The sequence below is a fragment of the Pseudomonas idahonensis genome (assembly GCF_037903935.1).
GTDB lineage: Bacteria > Pseudomonadota > Gammaproteobacteria > Pseudomonadales > Pseudomonadaceae > Aquipseudomonas > Aquipseudomonas danubii.
Genome location: NZ_CP149586.1, coordinates 3,859,750 through 3,877,986, shown reverse-complemented (window position 1 = coordinate 3,877,986; position 18,237 = coordinate 3,859,750). Strand labels below are relative to the sequence as shown.

Sequence of the window (18,237 nt, the reverse complement as noted above, 5' to 3'; positions counted from 1 at the left end):
CTTGAATGAGCGAAGCAACTATACACAGACGGAGTTAGCGTCTGGGTGAAAGAAGTTTCATCTTGCTCAGGGTGTGTTTTGTCGGCAAAAACGAGCCGTTGCCGGATCTGTTCTAACCTGAAATGGCGAGTTAAAAATCCCTTCAGGAAGAGAGGTGGGCATGGCAACACAACAGCAACGCCCTTATGAGCAGGAGCGCAGTGACGAGGCGGCGCAGTACCAGGTCGAACACAAGGAGCCGCCACCGCAAACCTGGAAACACCCGGACGATGGCAAGAGCCTGTCGGAACTGGACGAAGAACGTCCCTTGAAGCCCTGATCCCAAGCCCCGCTCCAGAGCGGGGCTGTTGTGTGTGGCGACGCCATTGTTGCCCATGACCGACCCTCTCCGTCGCTCTGATACCATCGCCAGCCTTAATGTCCCGGGAACTCGGGACGGAATGTCTGTTCAAGGGAGAAATACATGATTGTCACCACCACCGCCCATATCGAAGGTCGGGAAATTGCCGCGTATCTGGATATCGTCAGTGCTGAATCCGTCCAGGGTATCAACGTGGTCCGCGATCTCTTTGCCGGCATGCGCGACTTCTTTGGTGGTCGCTCTCAGACCTTGGAGCGCGCCTTGAAGGAGGCGCGGATCCAGGCCACCAGTGAAATCAAGGAGCGGGCCCGTCAGTTCAACGCCGACGCAGTGGTCGGCGTGGATTTCGAGATCAGCATGCCTTCAGGGCGTGGCGGCATGGTGGTGGTGTTTGCCACCGGGACCGCCGTCAAGCTCAAGTAACGTTCTGCCCGACTTCCTGCTGCCCGACTTCCTCCCGCAATCCCTGGACTCAAGCACCCACTGGGGTGCAGAGCTCCACCAGGGTGCCATCCGGACAACGCACGTAGGACACCGTCTGCCCCCAGGGTTTGCTGCTGGGGGCCGCAAGTTCCTGGGCGCCCTGTTCCAGGGCTCGGGCATGGGCTGCATGGACGTCGTCGGTCACCAGTCCCAGTTCCATGCCCAGGGGTTGCGGCGAGGAATGGGCGGCGACGTGGCCGGCCTTGAAGTTCAGTTCTGCCAGGTCGTGGTCAGCGAAGGCCAGGGTGGTGCCACCGGTTTCCAGTTCGCCGTAGGTGCCGGACTCATGGAGAAACCGCCGCTTGAAGCCGAAGGCCTGCTCAAAGAAGGCCAGGGAATCTTCAACCTTGGGTACATAGATGATGGTGTAGCCGAACTGCATGGCGTGACGCTCCTTGTCTATGGATAAGAGGACGTGAATCTAGCATGGTCGCCCGCCTGTCCGCGGTTTTTTGCGGTAAGGCACTGTGTTATTGGCGACGCTCCAGTAACTCCCAGCCCCGTGGGGACCATTGCAGCTCATGGGTCGGTGCCAGGGCCTGGAGGAAGTCCTGATCGTGGGACGCCACTACCAGTGCCCCGGGGTAGTCCCGCAGGGCTTGTTCAAAGGCCTGTACCGATTCCAGGTCCAGGTGATTGGTTGGCTCGTCGAGCAGCAGCAAGCGCGCCGGGCTGTCCCCCCACAATGCCAGCGCCAACGCCGCTTTCAGTCGCTCTCCGCCGCTCAACAGGGCGCAGGGTTGCTGCACCCGCCGAGCATCCAGTTGCAGGCGTGCCAGGCAGGTGCGCAAGGCACTTTCCTCCAGTGGTGTAGTGGTCTTGGCCAGTTGCTCCAGCAATGAGGTGCCGGGGGCCAGTTGCAGCAGGTGCTGGTCCAGGTAGGCGCTGTTCACCGTCACCCGGCAGTCGCCGCTCAGGGGTTGCAATTGACCGGCGAGCATCTTCAGCAATGTGGATTTACCACAGCCGTTGGGGCCGACCAGGGCAATGCGCGCCGGGCCGCTGATGTTGCAGGTGAGATAGGACGCCGGCGACCGGCGGTCCAGCCAGGGCAATTGCGCCTGCTGCAGGTTGAGCACTGGCTGGCCTGCCTGCAGGGTGGTATCGGGCAGGGTCAGCAGGGTCGGTTGTTGCGCGGCAACCCGGGCATAGGCACTGCGTACTTGCTCATCAAGGGCGCTCTTGTGCCCCTGATGGCTGTGACGCACCTGACCCATGATGTCCCGGGCGGCGCCCAGTATCTTGGCTCGCTCGAAGCTGGAGATGTTGGCGGTCTTGGCGTATTTACGCGATGTAGCGGCGTGGCGCTGGATGGTGTCGTGCTCGCGTTGCAGACGCTTGTGTTCACGGCTGCGCTGGGTGCGGGCGTGTTCCAGTGCCGCCTGGGCGGCATCGTCATGGGCCTGACGCTGAGCCTGGTACAGCGCGTAGTTGCCGCCGTAGACCTGGGCTCCCTGGGGACTGAGCTCAACGATGCGTTGTACCTGCATCAGCAGCTGGCGGTCATGGCTGACCAGGATCAAGCCGCCGCGCCAGTGGCGCAGTTGCTCCATCAGCCAGCGGCGTCCGGCACGGTCCAGGTGGTTGCTGGGCTCGTCGAGCAACAGCAGCTCGGCGTCGCTGAGCAGAGCACCGACCAGCACCACTCGGGCCAGTTGCCCGCCGCTCAGGTTCGCTGCCGGATGATCCGGTTCCAGGTGTTGCAAGCCGGCCTCATCCAGAGCCTGACGCAGGCGCTCGGCCAGGTCCCAGCGGTCATCCACCCGCAGCAGGTCCTCCGGGTCGGCGTTACCGGCTGCCAGGCGCTGCAGGGCCCGCAGGGTTTCAGCGACGCCTGCGACCTGGGCCACCGTCTGCTGCGTAGCAGGCAGCGGGTCCTGGGGGACATAGGCGAGGCTGGCGGCGTAATTGAGGCTGCCGGAAGAGGGCTGCAGTTCTCCGGCGATCAGGCGCAGCAACAGGGATTTACCCATGCCATTACGCCCGACTATGGCCGTGGGCAGGCGATCGAAGCTGAGGGTCAGGGCATCGAGCAAGGTTTCGCCATTGGCGAATTGATAAGTCAGCTGGTTCAGTGAGACCAGCGCAGGCAGCCGGGTGACGTGAGTCATCAGCACCTCCGGAAAATGTGTTAGCAGGCCAATGAGCACTTGCAGGGCTCATTGCGAAGACATTTTGGGAAGGCTTAGTTGTTCACGTCGGCAATCGTCCAGGGACGGGAAAGAAGGTGCGTAGCCTAACCGCGGAATTATCTGACTGACAAGCCCGCTGATTCGCCGACGGGAACTTTCATATGGATTGCGCCGTTTGCTTCAGGTCCCGCAGAAGGCTCCTCAGCCCTGGAGCGAGACTGGGAATTATCAATGTGAAAGTTTTTTTATTCTTTGTTGTTATTGTTTTAATTGCAGTTTTTTGATCTTTGAGTTGTTCGGGTTTTGTTGGTTTGACTAAGTTTGAGGTGCGAACTTTAATTCAGGTGGTGGATCTCCGGAATTTATTGTTCGAGGTAACTGACATGCAAAACAACGTTATTAATAATTGTGAAGAATGCTCATCCAGTAGTAGACGTACGGTGTTGAAAACAGCGTTGGGTTTGACTGCTGTCAGTATTGTCGCAGGGGCAGGGCTGGGTATATCAAGTTTTTCCTATGCCGCGTCCTTGAGCAAGGAAGAGCGCGATAACATGACGCCGGATCAAGTCATTGCCGGTATGAAGGAAGGCAACCTGCGCTTTCGCAACGGAAAAATGGATCAACACGACTATCTGGCACAGAAAAGAGCCAGTGCGAGTGGGCAGTTTCCGGCGGCGGTGATCCTCAGTTGCATTGATTCACGGGCGCCGGCGGAGATCATTCTGGATGCCGGGATTGGCGATACCTTCAATGCCCGTATCGCCGGGAATGTCGCCAACAGTGACCTGATCGGCAGTCTGGAGTTCGCCTGTGCGGCCGCCGGGGCCAAAGTCATTCTGGTGATGGGGCATACCGCATGTGGCGCCATCAAAGGTGCTATCGACAATGTCGAATTGGGTAGCCTGACCGGGCTGCTGAATAAGATCAAACCGGCCATCGGTGCAACTAAGTATGCTGGAGAACGCAGCAGTAAGAACGATGAATTTGTGGATGCAGTGGCCAAGACCAACGTGCAGAACACCATCAATGAAATTCGCCAGGAAAGTTCCATACTGAGCCAGTTGGAAAAAGAAGGGAAAATAAAAATAGTCGGTGCCATGTATCACTTGAACGGCGGAGTGGTTGAATTTACTACCTGAACTATTTCCCTCTGAAACAGTGTTGTCATTTGTCGTGGTTGCTCGATGGATCGAGACTCCCGGGCAACTACGATGAAGTGATCGAACTCGTTCTAGTGTAATGAGCTCTTTTTTATATCCAGGCGCATTTCAACGTGAAGCTCAGGCGATCGCTGCCGGTTCGGCGCGCATGCCAGAGGGCTGGCTTGCCCGGTGTCACGCCAGTACCGCCACCGCCTTGATCTGCGCCCAGAGTTGTTGGCCGGGGTGCAGGTCGAGCTGATCCCGGGAGTAGCGGGTGATGCGGGCCAGCAGCGGGGTGCCGGCCGCGTCCAGGCGTACCAGGACGTGGGCGGCGTTATCTGCGGGAATCTCGTCGCTGACGGTCACCGGCAGGCGATTGAGAATGCTGCTGTGTTCGCTGGCCTGCAGGCTCAGGCTGACGTCCCGGGCCTGGACCTTGAAGCGCAGGGACTTGCCCAGCGCCAGAGGCTGGTGGGCCACGCGCACCTGTAATTGACTGTCGGGCAGTTGCAGGGTCAGCAGTTGGTAGGTCGCGTCATAGTCGCTGACCCGGCCTTCCACCACGACCCCGGCGTCATCCCCCAGAGCCAGGGGCAGATCCAGTCGTGCCAGGGTTTGCCCGATGGGACCGCTGGCCAGGGCGCGGCCGTCGCTGAGCAGGACGATATGGTCGGCCAGCCGCGCCACTTCATCCTGGGAGTGGCTGACGTACAGCACCGGGATATCCAGCTCGTCGTGCAGCCGTTCCAGATAGGGCAGGATTTCACCTTTGCGTTTCGAGTCCAGCGCCGCCAGGGGTTCGTCCATCAGCAGCAGCCGTGGGCTGGTGAGCAGGGCTCGAGCGATGCCGATGCGCTGGCGTTCGCCGCCCGAGAGGTTCTGCGGGTGGCGCTGGAGCAGGTGGCCGATGCCCAGCAACTCGGTGGCCTGGGCCATGTCCACCCGGCGCTGCTGCCGGGGAATGCGTCGCAGGCCGAACTCCAGGTTGGCCTGGACCGACAGGTGGGGAAACAGGCTGGCCTCCTGGAATACATAACCCAAGGAGCGCTTGTGGGGCGGGACGAACAGCTTGCGCTGGCTGTCCTGCCAGATTTCATCGTTGATCTGGATCCGCCCGCGTCCGGCCTTTTCCAGGCCGGCAATGCAGCGCAGGCAAGTGGTCTTGCCCGAGCCCGAATGGCCATAGAGCGCGGTGACGCCGCGCCCCGGCAGTTGCAGGTCGAGGTCCAGGGCGAAGTCGTGGTAGTCCAGGTTCAGCTTGACGTGAATGCTCATCGACTCAGCTCCAGCCAGCACGGGTCTTGCGGCTGGAGTACAGCGCCAGCAGCACCAGGAACGAGAACACCAGCATGGCTCCGGCCAGCCAGTGGGCCTGGGCGTATTCCATGGCCTCGACGTGATCGTAGATCTGCACCGAGACCACCCGGGTCTTGTCAGGGATGTTGCCGCCGATCATCAGCACCACGCCGAACTCGCCGACGGTGTGGGCAAAGCCGAGAATCGAGGCGGTGATGAAGCCCGGCCGCGCCAGAGGCAGGATCACCGAGAAGAAAGTGTCCCAGGGATTGGCGCGCAGGGTGGCGGCCACTTCCAGAGGGCGGCTGCCAATGGCAGAAAAGGCGTTTTGCAGCGGTTGCACCACAAAGGGCATGGAATAGATCACCGAGCCCAGCACCAGGCCGCTGAAACTGAAGGTCAGGGTGCCCAGCCCCAGGGACTGGGTGAACTGGCCGAAGAAGCCGTTGGGCCCGAGGGCCAGTAGCAGATAGAAACCTATCACCGTAGGTGGCAATACCAGGGGCAGTGCCACCACGGCGCCGATCGGCCCGCGCAACCAGGAGCGGGTGCGCGACAGCCACAACGCAATCGGAGTACCGATGACCAGCAGGATGAGGGTCGTCAGGGACGCCAGTTTAAGGGTCAGCCAGATGGCGGAAAAATCGGCACTCGAAAGGCTCATTTACAGTTGATAACCGTAGGACTTGATGACGGCGGCGGCTTTGGGCCCCTTGAGGTAGTCAACCAGCGCCTTGGCGGCCGGGTTGTCCTTGCCCTTGTTGAGGATCACCGCATCCTGCTTGATTGGATCATGCATCTGGGCCGGGACTATCCAGGCTGAGCCGCTGGTGACTTTGCCGTCTTTATAGATCTGCGACAAGGCGACAAAACCCAGTTCGGCGTTGCCGGTGGAGACGAACTGATAAGCCTGGGTGATGTTCTGGCCCTCGACGATCTTGGCCTTGACCTTGTCGGTCAGGCCCAGCTTGGCCAGCACCTGGGTCGCGGCCAGGCCGTAAGGCGCCGCCTTGGGGTTGGCAATGGACAGGTGCTGGTACTGATTGTCCTTGAGTACCTGGCCTTGGCTGTCGACGTAGCCGTCCTTGGCCGACCACAGGGCCAGGGTGCCGATGGCGTAGGTGAAGCGCGAGCCCTTGACGATGTCGCCCTCGCTTTCGAGTTTCTGCGGGGTGCTGTCGTCGGCAGAGAGGAAGACCTCGAAAGGCGCGCCGTTCTTGATCTGGGCGTAGAACTGCCCGGTGGCACCGTAGGCGGCCACCAGCTTGTGGCCCGTGTCTTTTTCGAAGTCGGCGGCGATGGCCTGGATCGGTGCGGTGAAGTTGGCAGCGACCGCCACCTGGACTTCAGCGGCCTGGGCCGAGCCGAAGGCGAAGAGGGCGAGCAGGCTAGCGAGGCAAGTCGGGGCAAAACCTGAAGCACGAAGGTTCATCGAACAGCTCCATTGGAGAGAAGGGCGCGTTGGGCAGCGAATGCTCGGAGGGAATCTGCACCCGGGGCAGCGAGTGTCGCTGTATAGCGAAATATATAGCGAATTCTCGATCAGCGGAACTGTGCCGCAGGCCTCGCTGGCAAAGGGCTGCAACCGGCACATTAACCGGTGCGGCAACCAGCACCGCGACCGTGGTCGCGGCGCCGGCCGGTCAGCGCCGCTTGAGTTGCGCCAGGGCCTGTTCGGCCAGACGCAGGGTCAGCTCGTAGGCCGGCAGCTCCACGCCCAGGCGCAGGGCCTGGCCGGACCAGAGATTGGCGAAGTCGGCATCGTCCTTGGCCTTCAGCGGCAGCAAGGCTCCGCCGGCGCGGGGAAACGCTGGCGCCAGGGAACTGATGGGGCCGATTTCGCGCATCACCCGGTTGACGATGCCTCTAGCGGGGCGACCGGTGAACAGGTTGGTCAGCGCGGTCTGGCTTTCCTTGGCGGTACGCAGGGCCCGGTGATGGGCGGCGCTGATGTTGGCTTCTGGCGTGAACAGGTAGGCAGTGCCCAGCTGGACCGCCGACGCGCCCAGAGCCATTGCCGCGACAATGCCCCGGGCGTCGCCGATGCCGCCGGCGGCGATCACCGGCACCTTCAGTGCGTCGACGATCTGCGGCACCAGGGCCATGGTGCCCACCTGGGTGTTGAGGTCGTCGCTGAGGAAGATTGCCCGGTGGCCACCGGCTTCGTAGCCCATGGCAATCACCGCGTCGCAGCCACGCGCTTCGAGCCATAGGGCTTCGTCCACGGTGCTGGCCGAAGAGAGCACCCTGGCCCCGGTGGCCTTGACCCGGGCCAGCAGCGCCGGCTCCGGCAATCCGAAGTGAAAACTCACCACCTCGGGCCGCAGCTCTTCCACCAACTGGCAACCCGCTTCGTCGAAGGGCGCCCGATTGCTGACCGGCGTCGGTGCATCGAAGTCGGCGCCCAGTTCGCGGTAGTAGGGTTGCAGGGCGTTCTTCCAGCGACTCTCCTGCTCGCTGTTCACGGCCTGTACCTGATGGCAGAAGAAGTTCAGGTTCAGCGGCTGCCGAGTGGCCGAGCGAATGACCTGCACTTCCTGGCGGATCTGTTCCGGGGTGAGCATGGCGCATGGCAACGAGCCCAGACCGCCGGCCCGGGACACGGCAATCACCATGGCGGAGCCGTTGGCGCCCGCCATGGGGGCTTGAATGATGGGCAGGTCGATGCCCAGCAGATCGAGGAGGCGACTATCGGTCCATTGGCTCATGTGCATGATTCTCCGGCGGCAGGATTGGACGAGGCAGCCGGTGGTTTTTAGCAGGAGAGGGGCGTCCTCGGCCAGCTGACTTTTCCCGGGGGCGCTCAAGATCGGGCATTTGCCACGGACTTTGAGGTCTATACCAGCGTCGACTCGCTGGCGATCTACATCGGGATTCAGGCCTCGGACAGCGTTTCGCGTTCCAGCAACTGACGCTTGCGCTCCACGCCCCAGCGGTAGCCGGAAAGATTGCCGTCGCTACGCACCACCCGGTGGCAGGGGATCGCCACCGCCAGGGTGTTGGCCGCGCAGGCCTGGGCCACTGCGCGCATGGCCTTGGGGGCACCGATGCGCTGGGCGATCTCGGCGTAGCTGGCGGTGCTGCCGACGGGAATGCTTTGCAGGGCCTGCCACACTCGTTCCTGGAAGGCGGTTCCGCGCAGGTCCAGCGGCAGGTCCAGGCCGATGGCCGGCGCCTCGACAAAGCCCACGACCTGGGCGACCAGGCGTTCGAAATCTGCGTCGGCACCGATCAGGTTGGCGCGGGGAAACTTGTCCTGCAGTTCCTCCACCAACGGGGTGGGGTCGTCCCCGAGGAGGATGGCGCAGACGCCCCGGTGACTCTGGGCCACCAGGATCGCGCCCAGGGAGCACTGGCCCACGGCGAAGCGAATATCGGTATTGGGTCCGCCGGCGCGGTAGTCACTGGGTTTCATGCCCAGCAACTGGTCTGCGGCTTCATAGAAGCGACTGTTGGAGTTGAAGCCGGCGTCGTACAGGGCGGTGGTCACCGTGTGCCCGCTTTGCAGATGGCTGCGGACTTTGCGCGAGCGTTGCGCATTGGCGTAGCCCCGCGGTGTAAGCCCGGTGGCGGCTTTGAATACCCGGTGGAAGTGGTAGCTGCTGACGCCCGCATGCTGCGCCAGTTGCTCCAGGCTGGGGGCCGACTCGGCGGCCTCGATCTGCCGACAAGCCGCGGCCACCAGGGCCGCATGGTGCGCGGCCACCTGGGTCTGGTCGCTGGCCTGACGCTTGCTCGGACGATAACCCGCCGCCTCGGCCTCTTGGGCACTGTCGAAGAACTCGACGTTTTCCGCCTTTGGCAGACGCGACAGGCTGCTGGGGCGGCAGTACACCCCGGTGGTCCGGACGGCATAGACGAACGTCGCATCGGCGCGGGCGTCGCGTTTGAGCACGGCTTGCCAGCGAGGGTCCTGTTCAATCTGTTGTTTGCGTGTCAGGGCATTCATGGTTGGTGCTCGGCGCGGAGTGGCGGCCAGATTAACGGCCCGGTGCCTGATCGGCACTCCGGGGCTTGCGGTTGAACTCTGCCTCGGAACCGGCACGGCGAAAGGTCAGGTTGATCCGTTGCTGGCCGAGCAGGGGATGGCTGCCGTCCTTGAGGGGCAGCACCCCGTGATAGCGCAGGCGATCGACGCCGCCCCAGACCACCACATCGCCATGCAGCAATGGCACCCGCTGGCTTTTGTCTTTGCGCTGCTGGCCGCCGAAAAGGAACATTGCCGGCAGACCCAGGGACAGGGAGACGATGGGGGCACTGAAGTCGCGCTCGTTCTTGTCCTGGTGCAGGGACATCTTCGCGCCGGGCCGGTAGCAGTTGATCAGGCACGAGTCGGGGTTGAAGCCTTTGAAACCGGCGGTTTCGGCTGCCGTCTGCGCCAACTGGCGGAACACCTCGGGCATTGCCGGCCAGGGACGCAGGCTTTGCGGATCAATGGGGCTGTAGCGATAGCCGTTGCTGTCGCTGGTCCAGCCCAACTGACCGCAACTGCTCAAGCCGACGGACATGGTAAAGCCGCCGGGCGTGATCATGTGGCGAAACGGCGCCGCGGCCAGCACTTCCTCAAGTTGTGGCAGTAGCCCTTCGATCGACGGCAGGGCGAAGCCGCGCAGGACGCGTGACTGGGGGCCAAGCACCTCGATGCGTGCTGGCTGTTGCAGATCGCTTTCATCGAAAAGCCCGAGGCTGCCGGGCGGCTCATGGCTACAAGGCATCGTGAAAAATCACTCCAAGGGTGTGGCGCTGGCCGCTGTGCACGCGACTGACACCATGGCGCAGGGTGACTCGATAGTACCCGCGGGAACCTTTTACCGGCCGATGATGCACGGCGAATATCACCCCATCACCTTGCTTCAGACCAATGACCTGTGGCCGTGACTGCATACGCGGACGCTGCTCGGTGAGCACCAGTTCGCCGCCGGTGAACTCCGTTCCAGGCTGGGACAGGAGGAAGGCCGCTTGCAAGGGAAATACGTGCTCGCCATACAGATCCTGATGCAGGCAGTTGTAGTCCTCGGGGCCGTACTGCAGCAACAGCGCAGTGGGGCGCTGCTGTCCCGCGCTCTGGCAACGCTGGATGAATGCCGAATGTTCTGCCGGGTAGCGGATGTCGATATTCAGGCTCTGGTTCCAACGATTGGCCTGGTCCACCAGATACGGATACAGCTGCTGGCGCAACTCGGCGACCGGTTCCGGCAAGGGGTAGCGGAAGTACTGGTACTGGCCACGGCCGAATCCATGGCGGGCCATTATCACTTTCGAGCGAAACAGCGCAGGGTGTTTGTACAGGTCCCTGAGGGACTGGCATTGGCCGGCAGTCAGCAGGCCTTCGAGGCGGGCGCAGCCGTCCTCGTCGAGGGCCTGCTCAATACGGGCCCAGTCCAGTTGTCGCAGGCGATCCTGGAGCGAGGAAACAGGCATGGCGGGAGTGTCCTGGGTGCAAGAGATTTCCTCCAGTCTGGGGCTCAGGCACCCCATGCACACTCCGCTGCTTGCGCTTGAATCGGTCTTGGGCAAAGACGGCCTACAAGGCCTTGCTGACACTGACGTCGCTGATGACGTCGTCAGACTGGCCATGCAGGGCTTCCAGGGCGGCCCGGGCCTCTTCCTGGGTACCGTTTTCAAGCTGGGCAAATTCGAAGCGGCGCTCACCATTAAGCTTGTATTTGATGACGTATTTGGTGGTCTGAGGCACGGGGTTACCTGTTGTCGCGAGGAGGTTGGGGCTTAGCGCAGTTTCGAGCTGGAGCGACGAATGATGCGGATCGAGTGAGTCAGGTTCGGCTTGCGGGTCACGCTGATGGGGCGCCGGTTGACAGTGTCGATGGTGATGTTCCAGAAGCCGGTGCTGGGGGCGGTGATCTTGGCGGGGAACTTGTCGAAGGCTCCGCCGTGATAGGTGTGACGACCGCCATTCTTGAAGCTGCGGAAGTTGGCGTCGCTCATCAGGCGAATGTTGCAGACCTGGGAGCATTCGATGACGACGATATCGTCTTCGTTCAGGTGCTCGCGCTGGTGGATGAATTTCATGGGCGCCTCCAGAAGGGCTATATCTACAAAAACAAAACGTTGGCGTGGGCGATGGCGCAGTTTATCAGGCCCAAAGGGTTATTATTCGGCCCCGGCCTCGGGCTTTGACAATTTAAAACAGTTATTTGGATTTTTATCGGCGATAAAGCCGTGCCTCTGGAGAAAAGCAGCGCTTGTGCTGTCGGATGGATTTTTATTGGAGATTTTATATGAAGCGCTGGGTGTGGGTTCTGGCCATGGCCATCAGCGGTTGTGCCTCCGTCTCGGATATCAACCAGACGCCGCCGACCCTGAGTGTCATCTCTGGCAAGAAGCCCCAGGAGTACGCCAATTGCCTGTCCGGGAAGCTTTCCGGCAGCCGTGGCGCACTGCAGGTTGAGCCGCGCAAGGAAGGTTACCGGGTGATCGTCCCGCAGAGCCTGTCGGCGGCTCCGGCGGCGGTGTTCTACATCGATGAGCGCTCCGGCGGCAGCAGCATCAAGCTGCACGAGCAAATGTCCAACAACCCCCTGCGGCCACAGGATGTGCGCAAGGCGGGGGAGGCCTGCATCTCCGGCTGACCCCAAGCCCAGGGCCGCGCCAGGGCTCGAAACGGCTCTCGTGAGCAGCATCAGATACCTGCACCAATTTCGCATTGTCGCTATGGATCGATTGCCCTACTATTTGTGTGCTTATGCCCGCTGGGTCTAAGCATATAACTAGAATAATGGAGTCCATATGATCCCACTGGATCGAATGCTATTGAGTGGCCTGATGCTACTGATTGCGCAATCTGCCCACGCCGTGGATGGGCAGAAAGTCTTCACCCAAGGCGGCACCCAGCCAGGGGCAACAGCTTGTCTGGCCTGTCATGGAGCGGACGCGATGGGCCTGGCCCCCGCCGGGTTCCCGCGTCTTGCCGGCTTGCCGGCGGGCTATCTGGCCAAGCAGTTGCACGACTTTCGCAGCGGTGCACGCAGCAGTCCGGTCATGCAGCCTCTGGCCAAGGCGTTGAGCGAAGACGAAATCACCGCCGTGACCGGTACCCTCGCAGCCATGCCCGGGCCGAAAACCCAAGCGATCGGCCGTAGCCAGGCCGCCAGCGGTGTCGGTGAGCGCCTGGCCTTGCGGGGCGCCTGGGAGCGGCAGGTTCCCGAATGCGTCAGTTGTCACGGGCCTGGCGGTGTCGGTGTCGGTGTGGCTTTTCCGCCCCTGGCCGGGCAACCGGCCGGCTACCTGGTCGCGCAACTCAATGCTTGGCGCGATGGCAGTCGGCACAACGACCCCAATGACCTGATGGGGCATGTCGCCAAGTCCTTGAGTGCCGAAGAAGTCACCGCAGTGGCGGACTACTTTGCCAGCTTGCAACCTCAGGAGGCGCGGCCATGAAACTATTGATTGCCGGGCCGTTGATGGCATTGCTTGCCGTTCAAGTTCAGGCCGCCTCCATCGCCATGGAGGATCAGTCGCAGATACCGGCGCCAAGCGCTTCCGCTCATACCCAGTACTTCCAGCCGCCGGCCGAGAGCGAGTTGCCGGACAATGCCTACGGCAAGCTGGTGCGCGAAGGTCATGCCTTGTTTGTCGACACCAAGCGCCTGGCGCCGCAGTACGTGGGCAACGGGCTCAATTGCAGCAACTGTCACCTTGACCAGGGCCGCCTGGCCAACTCCGCGCCGCTTTGGGGCGCCTATCCGATGTATCCCGCCTACCGCAAGAAGAACGACAAGGTGAACACCTTTGCCGAGCGCTTGCAGGGCTGCTTCCAGTTCAGCATGAATGGTGGCAAGCCGCCGGCGGCGGACAGTCCGGAGATTACTGCGCTGTCGGTCTATGCGTACTGGCTGGCGAGCAAGGCGCCCCTGGGCGTGGAGCTGCCTGGAAGGGGGTATCCGGATGTGGCCCAGCCTGCCAAGGGCTATGACCTGAAGCAGGGCGCGGCGGTGTATCAGGCGCAATGCGCGGTCTGCCATGGCGAGCAAGGTCAGGGCCAGAAGGCTGGTGCGGACTATGTGATGCCGCCGCTCTGGGGCAAGGATTCCTACAACTGGGGCGCGGGGATGCATCGGATCAATACGGCGGCGTCCTTTATCAAGCACAACATGCCCCTGGGCAAGGGCGGCAGCCTGAGCGACCAGCAGGCTTGGGATGTGGCGGCCTTCGTCAACAGCCACGAGCGGCCCCAGGACCCGCGTCTGGTGGAGGGCTCCATCGAGAAGACCCGAATCAAGTTTCACGCCAATGACGGGGTAAATTTGTACGGTCAGACAGTAGAGGGCGTGCTGATAGGCCAGGGCATCCGATAAACTATCCCCTATCGTCAACGATGCCGCCCGGGTTCAAGCCTTGGCGGCATCGTCTTTTTGGGAGAAAGCATGAAGCGGGAACACGTCAGGGAAAAGCATGCAGAGGGCTTGATCTCTGCCACTCATGTGATTCAGAACCCGGCCAACTCCGGGGAATGGATTGTGTTTTTCAAGAAGAGTGCCGGACGCAGCTACTTTCTGGTGGATGAGAGCGACGAGGTGGAATCCTTTTCCCGTCTTGACGATCTGATCGAAACCATTCGCGGCCTGGGCATCAAGTTTGCCGAGATTCACATGTAGTGGGGGGTTTGCCCGCTACTTGCAGACGACTACCACGCTGCGGCTTTTGTAGTTGCCAACGTCGACTCCCAGGGTCTTGTCGCTTTCCTTGGGGGCGGGTGTGCCTTCGGTGCTGACGATCTGATAGCCCGTGCCGGCGCAGGACGCTTCGGCTTTTTCATAGCAGCTGGTCCAGGAGCCGGCTTCCCCGGAGCAGTCGATGCTCAGGCCTTGTTCGCCATTGGTCAGATAGGTGTTGGAAGCCGTGGCGCATCCGGTCAGAGCCAGTACAGCGGTGACTGCGAGAAGTCTGTTCATGGGGGGATTTCGTCGTCTGGGAGGGGGATGTGTTGGGAGGCGGGTATCGATGTGGCGATGCTATAGCTAATGGCCATTTCGGTACAGCGCATCACCTTAGTCCGCAGACATTGCCGAAAAGTGCCGCATCTGGATATGGCAGCTCTTGTGTCGGGAATCCAAGGGTTATTTCGCCGCCGTCGACGGTGCCATCAGTGTTGCTTGGACAATGCAATTGTCTGTGCCTTTGCGGGCTCGCATGGGAAGCATCTCGATCTGGCTGGTCAAGGCTCCAGGCGGCGGTTTACAAGCCCTGTGAGGTGATGAAGGTTTACGCCGTGCGCTATCTGGAGGATGCTGCGGAACTATCTGGCGCTTTATTTCTCTATGATGGCAGCGGTTAGCCAGCGCGGGGCATTGTAAGGTGCACGCGGCCTGATTAGACTGCGCCGAAACTCGTACGCACAGCCTTTTTAAGGACTCATATGATCAAGAAATGCTTGTTCCCAGCAGCCGGTTACGGTACTCGCTTCCTGCCAGCGACTAAAGCCATGCCTAAAGAAATGTTGCCGGTGGTGAACAAGCCACTGATCCAGTACGGCGTTGAAGAAGCGCTGGATGCTGGACTGACTGAAATCTCCATCGTGACCGGCCGTGGCAAACGCGCCCTCGAAGACCACTTCGACATCAGTTACGAGTTGGAAAACCAGATCAAGGGCACCGATAAGGAAAAGTACCTGGTTGGTATCCGCAAACTGCTGGATGAGTGCTCGTTCTCCTACACTCGCCAGACCGAAATGAAAGGCCTGGGCCACGCGATTCTGACCGGTCGCCCGCTGATCGGTGATGAACCCTTCGCCGTGGTACTGGCGGACGACCTGTGCGTCAACCTTGAAGGCGACGGCGTACTAACCCAGATGGTCAAGCTGTACAAGCAGTTCCGCTGCTCGATCGTGGCCATCCAGGAAGTCGACCCGCAGGAAACCAACAAGTACGGCGTGATCGCCGGCGAGATGATTCGCGACGACATTTATCGCGTTCACAGCATGGTCGAGAAGCCAAAGCCGGAAGACGCTCCGTCGAACCTGGCGATCATCGGTCGTTACATCCTGACGCCGGACATCTTCGATCTGATCGAGCAGACCGAGCCGGGCAAGGGGGGTGAAATCCAGATCACCGACGCCCTGATGAAGCAGGCGCAGAACGGTTGTGTAATGGCCTACAAGTTCAAGGGCACGCGTTTTGACTGCGGTGGCGCCGAGGGTTACATCGACGCGACCAACTTCTGCTTCGAGAACTTCTACAAGACCGGCAAGGCGTACTGATACTCGCCTCGCGGGGTTGTCGGAAAAAGCCACCTTCGGGTGGCTTTTTCATTGCCCGCCCTTATGTAAAGCCACGGCGCTGACCCGATCGCCATCTGCGGTTATGCTGTCAGTCTGCCTGGGAGAGTGAAATGGCCTACGATTTTGATCTTTATGTAATTGGTGCCGGTTCCGGCGGTGTACGTTGCGCACGCTTTGCTGCGGGTTTCGGAGCGAAAGTCGCGGTGGCCGAGAGCCGCTATCTGGGCGGTACCTGTGTCAACGTCGGCTGCGTACCCAAAAAACTCCTGGTGTACGGAGCCCACTTCGCCGAAGACTTCGAGCAGGCCTCGGGTTTTGGCTGGTCACTGGGCGAGGCGAACTTTGATTGGGCGACCCTGATCGCCAACAAGGATCGCGAAATCAATCGCCTTAATGGCATCTACCGTAATCTGCTGGTCAACAGTGGCGTGACCCTGCACGAAGGCCATGCCAAGTTGATCGACCCTCATCAGGTGGAAGTCAATGGCCAGCGCTACAGTGCCAGGCACATCCTGATTGCCACAGGCGGCTGGCCGCAGATTCCGGATATTCCCGGCCGCGAGCATGCCATCAGTTCCAATGAGGCGTTTTTCCTCAAAGCTTTGCCAAGGCGTGTCCTGGTGGTGGGCGGTGGTTACATTGCGGTGGAGTTTGCCGGGATCTTCCACGGCCTGGGTGCCGATACCCAGTTGCTGTATCGCGGTGATCTGTTCCTGCGTGGCTTTGATGGCGCGGTGCGCAAGCACTTGCAGGAAGAACTGACCAAGCGCGGCCTGGGGCTGCAATTCAATGCGGATATCGAACGCATCGACAAGCAGGCCGATGGCAGTCTGGAGGTCACCCTCAAGGACGGTCGCAAGCTAGCAACAGATTGCGTGTTCTACGCCACTGGGCGTCGGCCGATGCTCGACAACCTGGGGCTGGAGAATACCGGTGTCAAACTCGATAAGCGCGGCTTTATCGAGGTCGACGACCAGTACCAGAGCAGCGAGCCGTCGATCCTGGCCATTGGCGATGTAATTGGTCGCGTGCAACTGACGCCTGTGGCCCTGGCCGAAGGCATGGCTGTGGCTCGGCGTCTGTTCAAGCCGGAACAGTATCGCCCGGTGGATTATCGGATGATTCCGACGGCGGTCTTCAGCTTGCCGAATATCGGCACTGTTGGCTTGACCGAAGAGCAGGCGCGCGAGGCGGGGCATAAGGTGCAGATCTTCGAAAGCCGTTTCCGGCCGATGAAGCTGACCCTGACCGACTGCCAGGAGCGCACCCTGATGAAGCTGGTGGTGGATGCCGAGAGCGACAGGGTGCTGGGGTGCCACATGGTTGGACCTGATGCCGGGGAAATCGTCCAGGGCCTGGCGATTGCCCTGAAGGCGGGAGCCACCAAGCGCGACTTCGACGAAACCATCGGCGTGCATCCGACGGCTGCCGAAGAGTTCGTTACCCTGCGTACCCCTGTCGCGGACTGATCACGCGTCTGCAGGCGTGTCTGGCTGCGCCTTGGTTGTCGCAGCCAGGCGTAGCGCCTCAAGGCCGGCCTCGGCCTTGGCGGCGCGCAACTCCATCTCCTTGCTCAATCGAGCCTGTTTGTCGGCTCTTTCCTTGAGTGCCTGAATCTCCTCCGAGGCTACGCGCAAGCGTTCCTGGAGCAGGGTGACGGCGCTGTCCTGACGCGCCAGCTGCTCGCTGAGCAGTGCCTGCGATACGGTGCTCTTGCTCGCGGCGTCCTGGGCCAGCTTAAGCTCCTTGTGGGTGACTCGCTGCTCGCTGAGCAGACGTTCATTGTCACGATGCAGTTGGGTGATTTCGTCCTGGCGTACCAGTGCGCTCTGCTGAGCCTGGCGCAGCTCCATTTGCACCTGTTGGATCTGGCCTTCGTGGCGACGCTGTTCCTGTTCGCGTTGTTCCTTGCTGGCGGCGCGATAGTGCTCCAGGGCGTCCCGGGCATGCAGGTGCTTTTCTTCCAGGGAGCGGATCTGCTGCTCCTTGTCTTCCAGGCGCAGATGGCAATCCTTCAAGGCTTGATTGAGTTCGGCGTTGCGGGTCTGTTCGCTCTGCAGCATGGAGCGGGTGTCTTGCAGGGCGGCACTTTCCCCGGCCAGGGCGCTGGCCTGGATCTGTAGCTGCTGTTGCAGTTGCTCTTGGGTCTGCCGCGCTTGCTCCAATTGCTGCTCGAAGGCCTGCTTCTGTTGTTCGGAGTGGGCGAGGGCCTGTTCCAGAGGTTCCTGGGCCTGCTCCTGCAGGCGTTGAGCCAGTCGTCCCACCAGTTCGCTCAACTCTCCATCCAGCGGCATCGGGCCCGCATCTCGGCGGCTGGTGCCGTCATCCAGTTCCTTCAAATAGCGGTGGATGGTGGTTTTCGAACCGGTATTGCCCATTTCTATGCGTACTGCATCGATGCTGGGGTGTTCGCCGCGGGCAAGAATCGCCTGACGCGCTTTCTTCACCACCGCCTTGTTTATGCCTCCGCGAGCCATGGCTCCTCCAACGATTTGATACTGTGATACATGGTATGTAATTGATGATAATTGTACAGATGTATGAAGCTGCTAGATAGAGAAAATATGGCCTGGGATATTGTAGTAT

General features: G+C 61.1%; 22 protein-coding genes. 9 read left to right on the top strand and 13 right to left on the bottom strand.

What is annotated here, in order from left to right; all coding sequences use genetic code 11:
- Window positions 1-160: 160 nt before the first annotated feature.
- A complete protein-coding gene (locus WIN67_RS17420; protein WP_162884058.1) occupies window positions 161-319 on the top strand; it encodes a hypothetical protein in 159 nt (52 codons plus the stop codon).
- 144 nt (window positions 320-463) lie between these two features.
- Complete coding sequence (locus WIN67_RS17415; protein ID WP_102863244.1) at window positions 464-784, top strand: YbjQ family protein; 321 nt, start codon at window positions 464-466, stop codon at window positions 782-784.
- Between the two features lie 49 nt (window positions 785-833).
- On the opposite strand, the gene WIN67_RS17410 is transcribed toward WIN67_RS17415, so the two are convergent.
- Both WIN67_RS17410 and WIN67_RS17405 read right to left on the bottom strand, forming a co-directional pair.
- Entirely contained in the window at window positions 834-1,226 is a 393-nt protein-coding gene (locus WIN67_RS17410; protein ID WP_306383309.1) for a VOC family protein, read from the bottom strand.
- Window positions 1,227-1,314: 88 nt separating this feature from the next.
- Window positions 1,315-2,955 (bottom strand): ABC-F family ATP-binding cassette domain-containing protein, encoded by a 1,641-nt coding sequence (locus WIN67_RS17405; RefSeq protein ID WP_339069553.1) that lies wholly within the window; start codon window positions 2,953-2,955, stop codon window positions 1,315-1,317.
- A gap of 404 nt (window positions 2,956-3,359) precedes the next feature.
- Here WIN67_RS17405 and WIN67_RS17400 point away from each other — a divergent pair, with 404 nt between their 5' ends.
- Complete coding sequence (locus WIN67_RS17400) at window positions 3,360-4,115, top strand: carbonic anhydrase (protein WP_300238696.1); 756 nt, start codon at window positions 3,360-3,362, stop codon at window positions 4,113-4,115.
- Between the two features lie 195 nt (window positions 4,116-4,310).
- Here WIN67_RS17400 and modC read toward each other — a convergent pair whose 3' ends face one another.
- The 9 genes from modC to WIN67_RS17350 all read right to left on the bottom strand — a co-directional run bounded on the left by modC (window position 4,311) and on the right by WIN67_RS17350 (window position 11,444).
- The gene (modC, locus tag WIN67_RS17395) at window positions 4,311-5,393 is read right to left on the bottom strand and encodes a molybdenum ABC transporter ATP-binding protein (RefSeq protein WP_102882598.1); all 1,083 of its coding nucleotides are present in this window, start codon (window positions 5,391-5,393) and stop codon (window positions 4,311-4,313) included.
- A gap of 4 nt (window positions 5,394-5,397) precedes the next feature.
- Complete coding sequence (gene modB, locus WIN67_RS17390; protein ID WP_102863247.1) at window positions 5,398-6,078, bottom strand: molybdate ABC transporter permease subunit; 681 nt, start codon at window positions 6,076-6,078, stop codon at window positions 5,398-5,400.
- Entirely contained in the window at window positions 6,079-6,846 is a 768-nt protein-coding gene (gene modA, locus WIN67_RS17385) for a molybdate ABC transporter substrate-binding protein (protein ID WP_123394285.1), read from the bottom strand. It abuts the gene before it with no gap.
- A gap of 211 nt (window positions 6,847-7,057) precedes the next feature.
- Complete coding sequence (locus WIN67_RS17380) at window positions 7,058-8,122, bottom strand: nitronate monooxygenase (RefSeq protein ID WP_339069548.1); 1,065 nt, start codon at window positions 8,120-8,122, stop codon at window positions 7,058-7,060.
- Between the two features lie 167 nt (window positions 8,123-8,289).
- Window positions 8,290-9,363, bottom strand: a complete 1,074-nt coding sequence (gene ada, locus WIN67_RS17370) for a bifunctional DNA-binding transcriptional regulator/O6-methylguanine-DNA methyltransferase Ada (RefSeq protein ID WP_110596600.1) — start codon at window positions 9,361-9,363, stop codon at window positions 8,290-8,292.
- 31 nt (window positions 9,364-9,394) lie between these two features.
- Window positions 9,395-10,129: a DNA oxidative demethylase AlkB gene (alkB, locus tag WIN67_RS17365; protein WP_339069546.1), complete on the bottom strand. Its 735-nt coding sequence runs from the start codon at window positions 10,127-10,129 to the stop codon at window positions 9,395-9,397.
- On the bottom strand, window positions 10,119-10,835 hold the full coding sequence (locus tag WIN67_RS17360) for a 2OG-Fe(II) oxygenase (protein WP_110596602.1): 717 nt from the start codon (window positions 10,833-10,835) through the stop codon (window positions 10,119-10,121). The genes alkB and WIN67_RS17360 overlap by 11 nt, the downstream gene beginning before the upstream one ends.
- Window positions 10,836-10,938: 103 nt before the next feature.
- Window positions 10,939-11,109 carry a hypothetical protein gene (locus WIN67_RS17355; RefSeq protein WP_162884057.1) on the bottom strand — a complete coding sequence of 57 codons (171 nt, stop codon included), beginning with the start codon at window positions 11,107-11,109 and terminating at the stop codon, window positions 10,939-10,941.
- Window positions 11,110-11,141: 32 nt separating this feature from the next.
- Complete coding sequence (locus WIN67_RS17350; protein ID WP_011061687.1) at window positions 11,142-11,444, bottom strand: DUF1883 domain-containing protein; 303 nt, start codon at window positions 11,442-11,444, stop codon at window positions 11,142-11,144.
- Window positions 11,445-11,653: 209 nt separating this feature from the next.
- Between WIN67_RS17350 and WIN67_RS17345 the strand changes: the two genes are divergently transcribed.
- From WIN67_RS17345 to WIN67_RS17330, 4 genes are all read left to right on the top strand, one after another.
- Window positions 11,654-12,004: a hypothetical protein gene (locus WIN67_RS17345; RefSeq protein WP_102863253.1), complete on the top strand. Its 351-nt coding sequence runs from the start codon at window positions 11,654-11,656 to the stop codon at window positions 12,002-12,004.
- Between the two features lie 157 nt (window positions 12,005-12,161).
- Window positions 12,162-12,812, top strand: a complete 651-nt coding sequence (locus tag WIN67_RS17340) for a c-type cytochrome (protein ID WP_102882606.1) — start codon at window positions 12,162-12,164, stop codon at window positions 12,810-12,812.
- Between the two features lie 65 nt (window positions 12,813-12,877).
- Complete coding sequence (locus WIN67_RS17335) at window positions 12,878-13,729, top strand: c-type cytochrome (protein WP_372342540.1); 852 nt, start codon at window positions 12,878-12,880, stop codon at window positions 13,727-13,729.
- A 69-nt stretch (window positions 13,730-13,798) separates the two neighbouring features.
- Entirely contained in the window at window positions 13,799-14,029 is a 231-nt protein-coding gene (locus WIN67_RS17330; protein WP_102863256.1) for a hypothetical protein, read from the top strand.
- 15 nt (window positions 14,030-14,044) lie between these two features.
- On the opposite strand, the gene WIN67_RS17325 is transcribed toward WIN67_RS17330, so the two are convergent.
- On the bottom strand, window positions 14,045-14,326 hold the full coding sequence (locus tag WIN67_RS17325) for a hypothetical protein (protein ID WP_339069540.1): 282 nt from the start codon (window positions 14,324-14,326) through the stop codon (window positions 14,045-14,047).
- A 464-nt stretch (window positions 14,327-14,790) separates the two neighbouring features.
- Here WIN67_RS17325 and galU point away from each other — a divergent pair, with 464 nt between their 5' ends.
- Window positions 14,791-15,630, top strand: a complete 840-nt coding sequence (gene galU, locus WIN67_RS17320; protein WP_007935647.1) for a UTP--glucose-1-phosphate uridylyltransferase GalU — start codon at window positions 14,791-14,793, stop codon at window positions 15,628-15,630.
- Between the two features lie 131 nt (window positions 15,631-15,761).
- Window positions 15,762-17,120 carry a glutathione-disulfide reductase gene (gene gorA, locus WIN67_RS17315; protein WP_339069536.1) on the top strand — a complete coding sequence of 453 codons (1,359 nt, stop codon included), beginning with the start codon at window positions 15,762-15,764 and terminating at the stop codon, window positions 17,118-17,120.
- On the opposite strand, the gene WIN67_RS17310 is transcribed toward gorA, so the two are convergent.
- Window positions 17,121-18,128 (bottom strand): DNA-binding protein, encoded by a 1,008-nt coding sequence (locus tag WIN67_RS17310; RefSeq protein WP_339069535.1) that lies wholly within the window; start codon window positions 18,126-18,128, stop codon window positions 17,121-17,123.
- Window positions 18,129-18,237: the final 109 nt, after the last annotated feature.

What these genes read in the sequence shown, in the direction of transcription:
- WIN67_RS17380 (WP_339069548.1), bottom strand. Translation starts at nt 8,122, where the DNA reads ATGAGCCAATGGACCGATAGTCGCCTCCTCGATCTGCTGGGCATCGAC.
- WIN67_RS17340 (WP_102882606.1), top strand. Translation starts at nt 12,162, where the DNA reads ATGATCCCACTGGATCGAATGCTATTGAGTGGCCTGATGCTACTGATT.
- WIN67_RS17330 (WP_102863256.1), top strand. Translation starts at nt 13,799, where the DNA reads ATGAAGCGGGAACACGTCAGGGAAAAGCATGCAGAGGGCTTGATCTCT.
- modB (WP_102863247.1), bottom strand. Translation starts at nt 6,078, where the DNA reads ATGAGCCTTTCGAGTGCCGATTTTTCCGCCATCTGGCTGACCCTTAAA.
- WIN67_RS17400 (WP_300238696.1), top strand. Translation starts at nt 3,360, where the DNA reads ATGCAAAACAACGTTATTAATAATTGTGAAGAATGCTCATCCAGTAGT.
- WIN67_RS17335 (WP_372342540.1), top strand. Translation starts at nt 12,878, where the DNA reads ATGGAGGATCAGTCGCAGATACCGGCGCCAAGCGCTTCCGCTCATACC.
- WIN67_RS17420 (WP_162884058.1), top strand. Translation starts at nt 161, where the DNA reads ATGGCAACACAACAGCAACGCCCTTATGAGCAGGAGCGCAGTGACGAG.
- ada (WP_110596600.1), bottom strand. Translation starts at nt 9,363, where the DNA reads ATGAATGCCCTGACACGCAAACAACAGATTGAACAGGACCCTCGCTGG.
- WIN67_RS17345 (WP_102863253.1), top strand. Translation starts at nt 11,654, where the DNA reads ATGAAGCGCTGGGTGTGGGTTCTGGCCATGGCCATCAGCGGTTGTGCC.
- alkB (WP_339069546.1), bottom strand. Translation starts at nt 10,129, where the DNA reads ATGCCTTGTAGCCATGAGCCGCCCGGCAGCCTCGGGCTTTTCGATGAA.
- gorA (WP_339069536.1), top strand. Translation starts at nt 15,762, where the DNA reads ATGGCCTACGATTTTGATCTTTATGTAATTGGTGCCGGTTCCGGCGGT.
- modA (WP_123394285.1), bottom strand. Translation starts at nt 6,846, where the DNA reads ATGAACCTTCGTGCTTCAGGTTTTGCCCCGACTTGCCTCGCTAGCCTG.
- WIN67_RS17405 (WP_339069553.1), bottom strand. Translation starts at nt 2,955, where the DNA reads ATGACTCACGTCACCCGGCTGCCTGCGCTGGTCTCACTGAACCAGCTG.
- modC (WP_102882598.1), bottom strand. Translation starts at nt 5,393, where the DNA reads ATGAGCATTCACGTCAAGCTGAACCTGGACTACCACGACTTCGCCCTG.
- WIN67_RS17350 (WP_011061687.1), bottom strand. Translation starts at nt 11,444, where the DNA reads ATGAAATTCATCCACCAGCGCGAGCACCTGAACGAAGACGATATCGTC.
- galU (WP_007935647.1), top strand. Translation starts at nt 14,791, where the DNA reads ATGATCAAGAAATGCTTGTTCCCAGCAGCCGGTTACGGTACTCGCTTC.
- WIN67_RS17325 (WP_339069540.1), bottom strand. Translation starts at nt 14,326, where the DNA reads ATGAACAGACTTCTCGCAGTCACCGCTGTACTGGCTCTGACCGGATGC.
- WIN67_RS17360 (WP_110596602.1), bottom strand. Translation starts at nt 10,835, where the DNA reads ATGCCTGTTTCCTCGCTCCAGGATCGCCTGCGACAACTGGACTGGGCC.
- WIN67_RS17410 (WP_306383309.1), bottom strand. Translation starts at nt 1,226, where the DNA reads ATGCAGTTCGGCTACACCATCATCTATGTACCCAAGGTTGAAGATTCC.
- WIN67_RS17415 (WP_102863244.1), top strand. Translation starts at nt 464, where the DNA reads ATGATTGTCACCACCACCGCCCATATCGAAGGTCGGGAAATTGCCGCG.
- WIN67_RS17310 (WP_339069535.1), bottom strand. Translation starts at nt 18,128, where the DNA reads ATGGCTCGCGGAGGCATAAACAAGGCGGTGGTGAAGAAAGCGCGTCAG.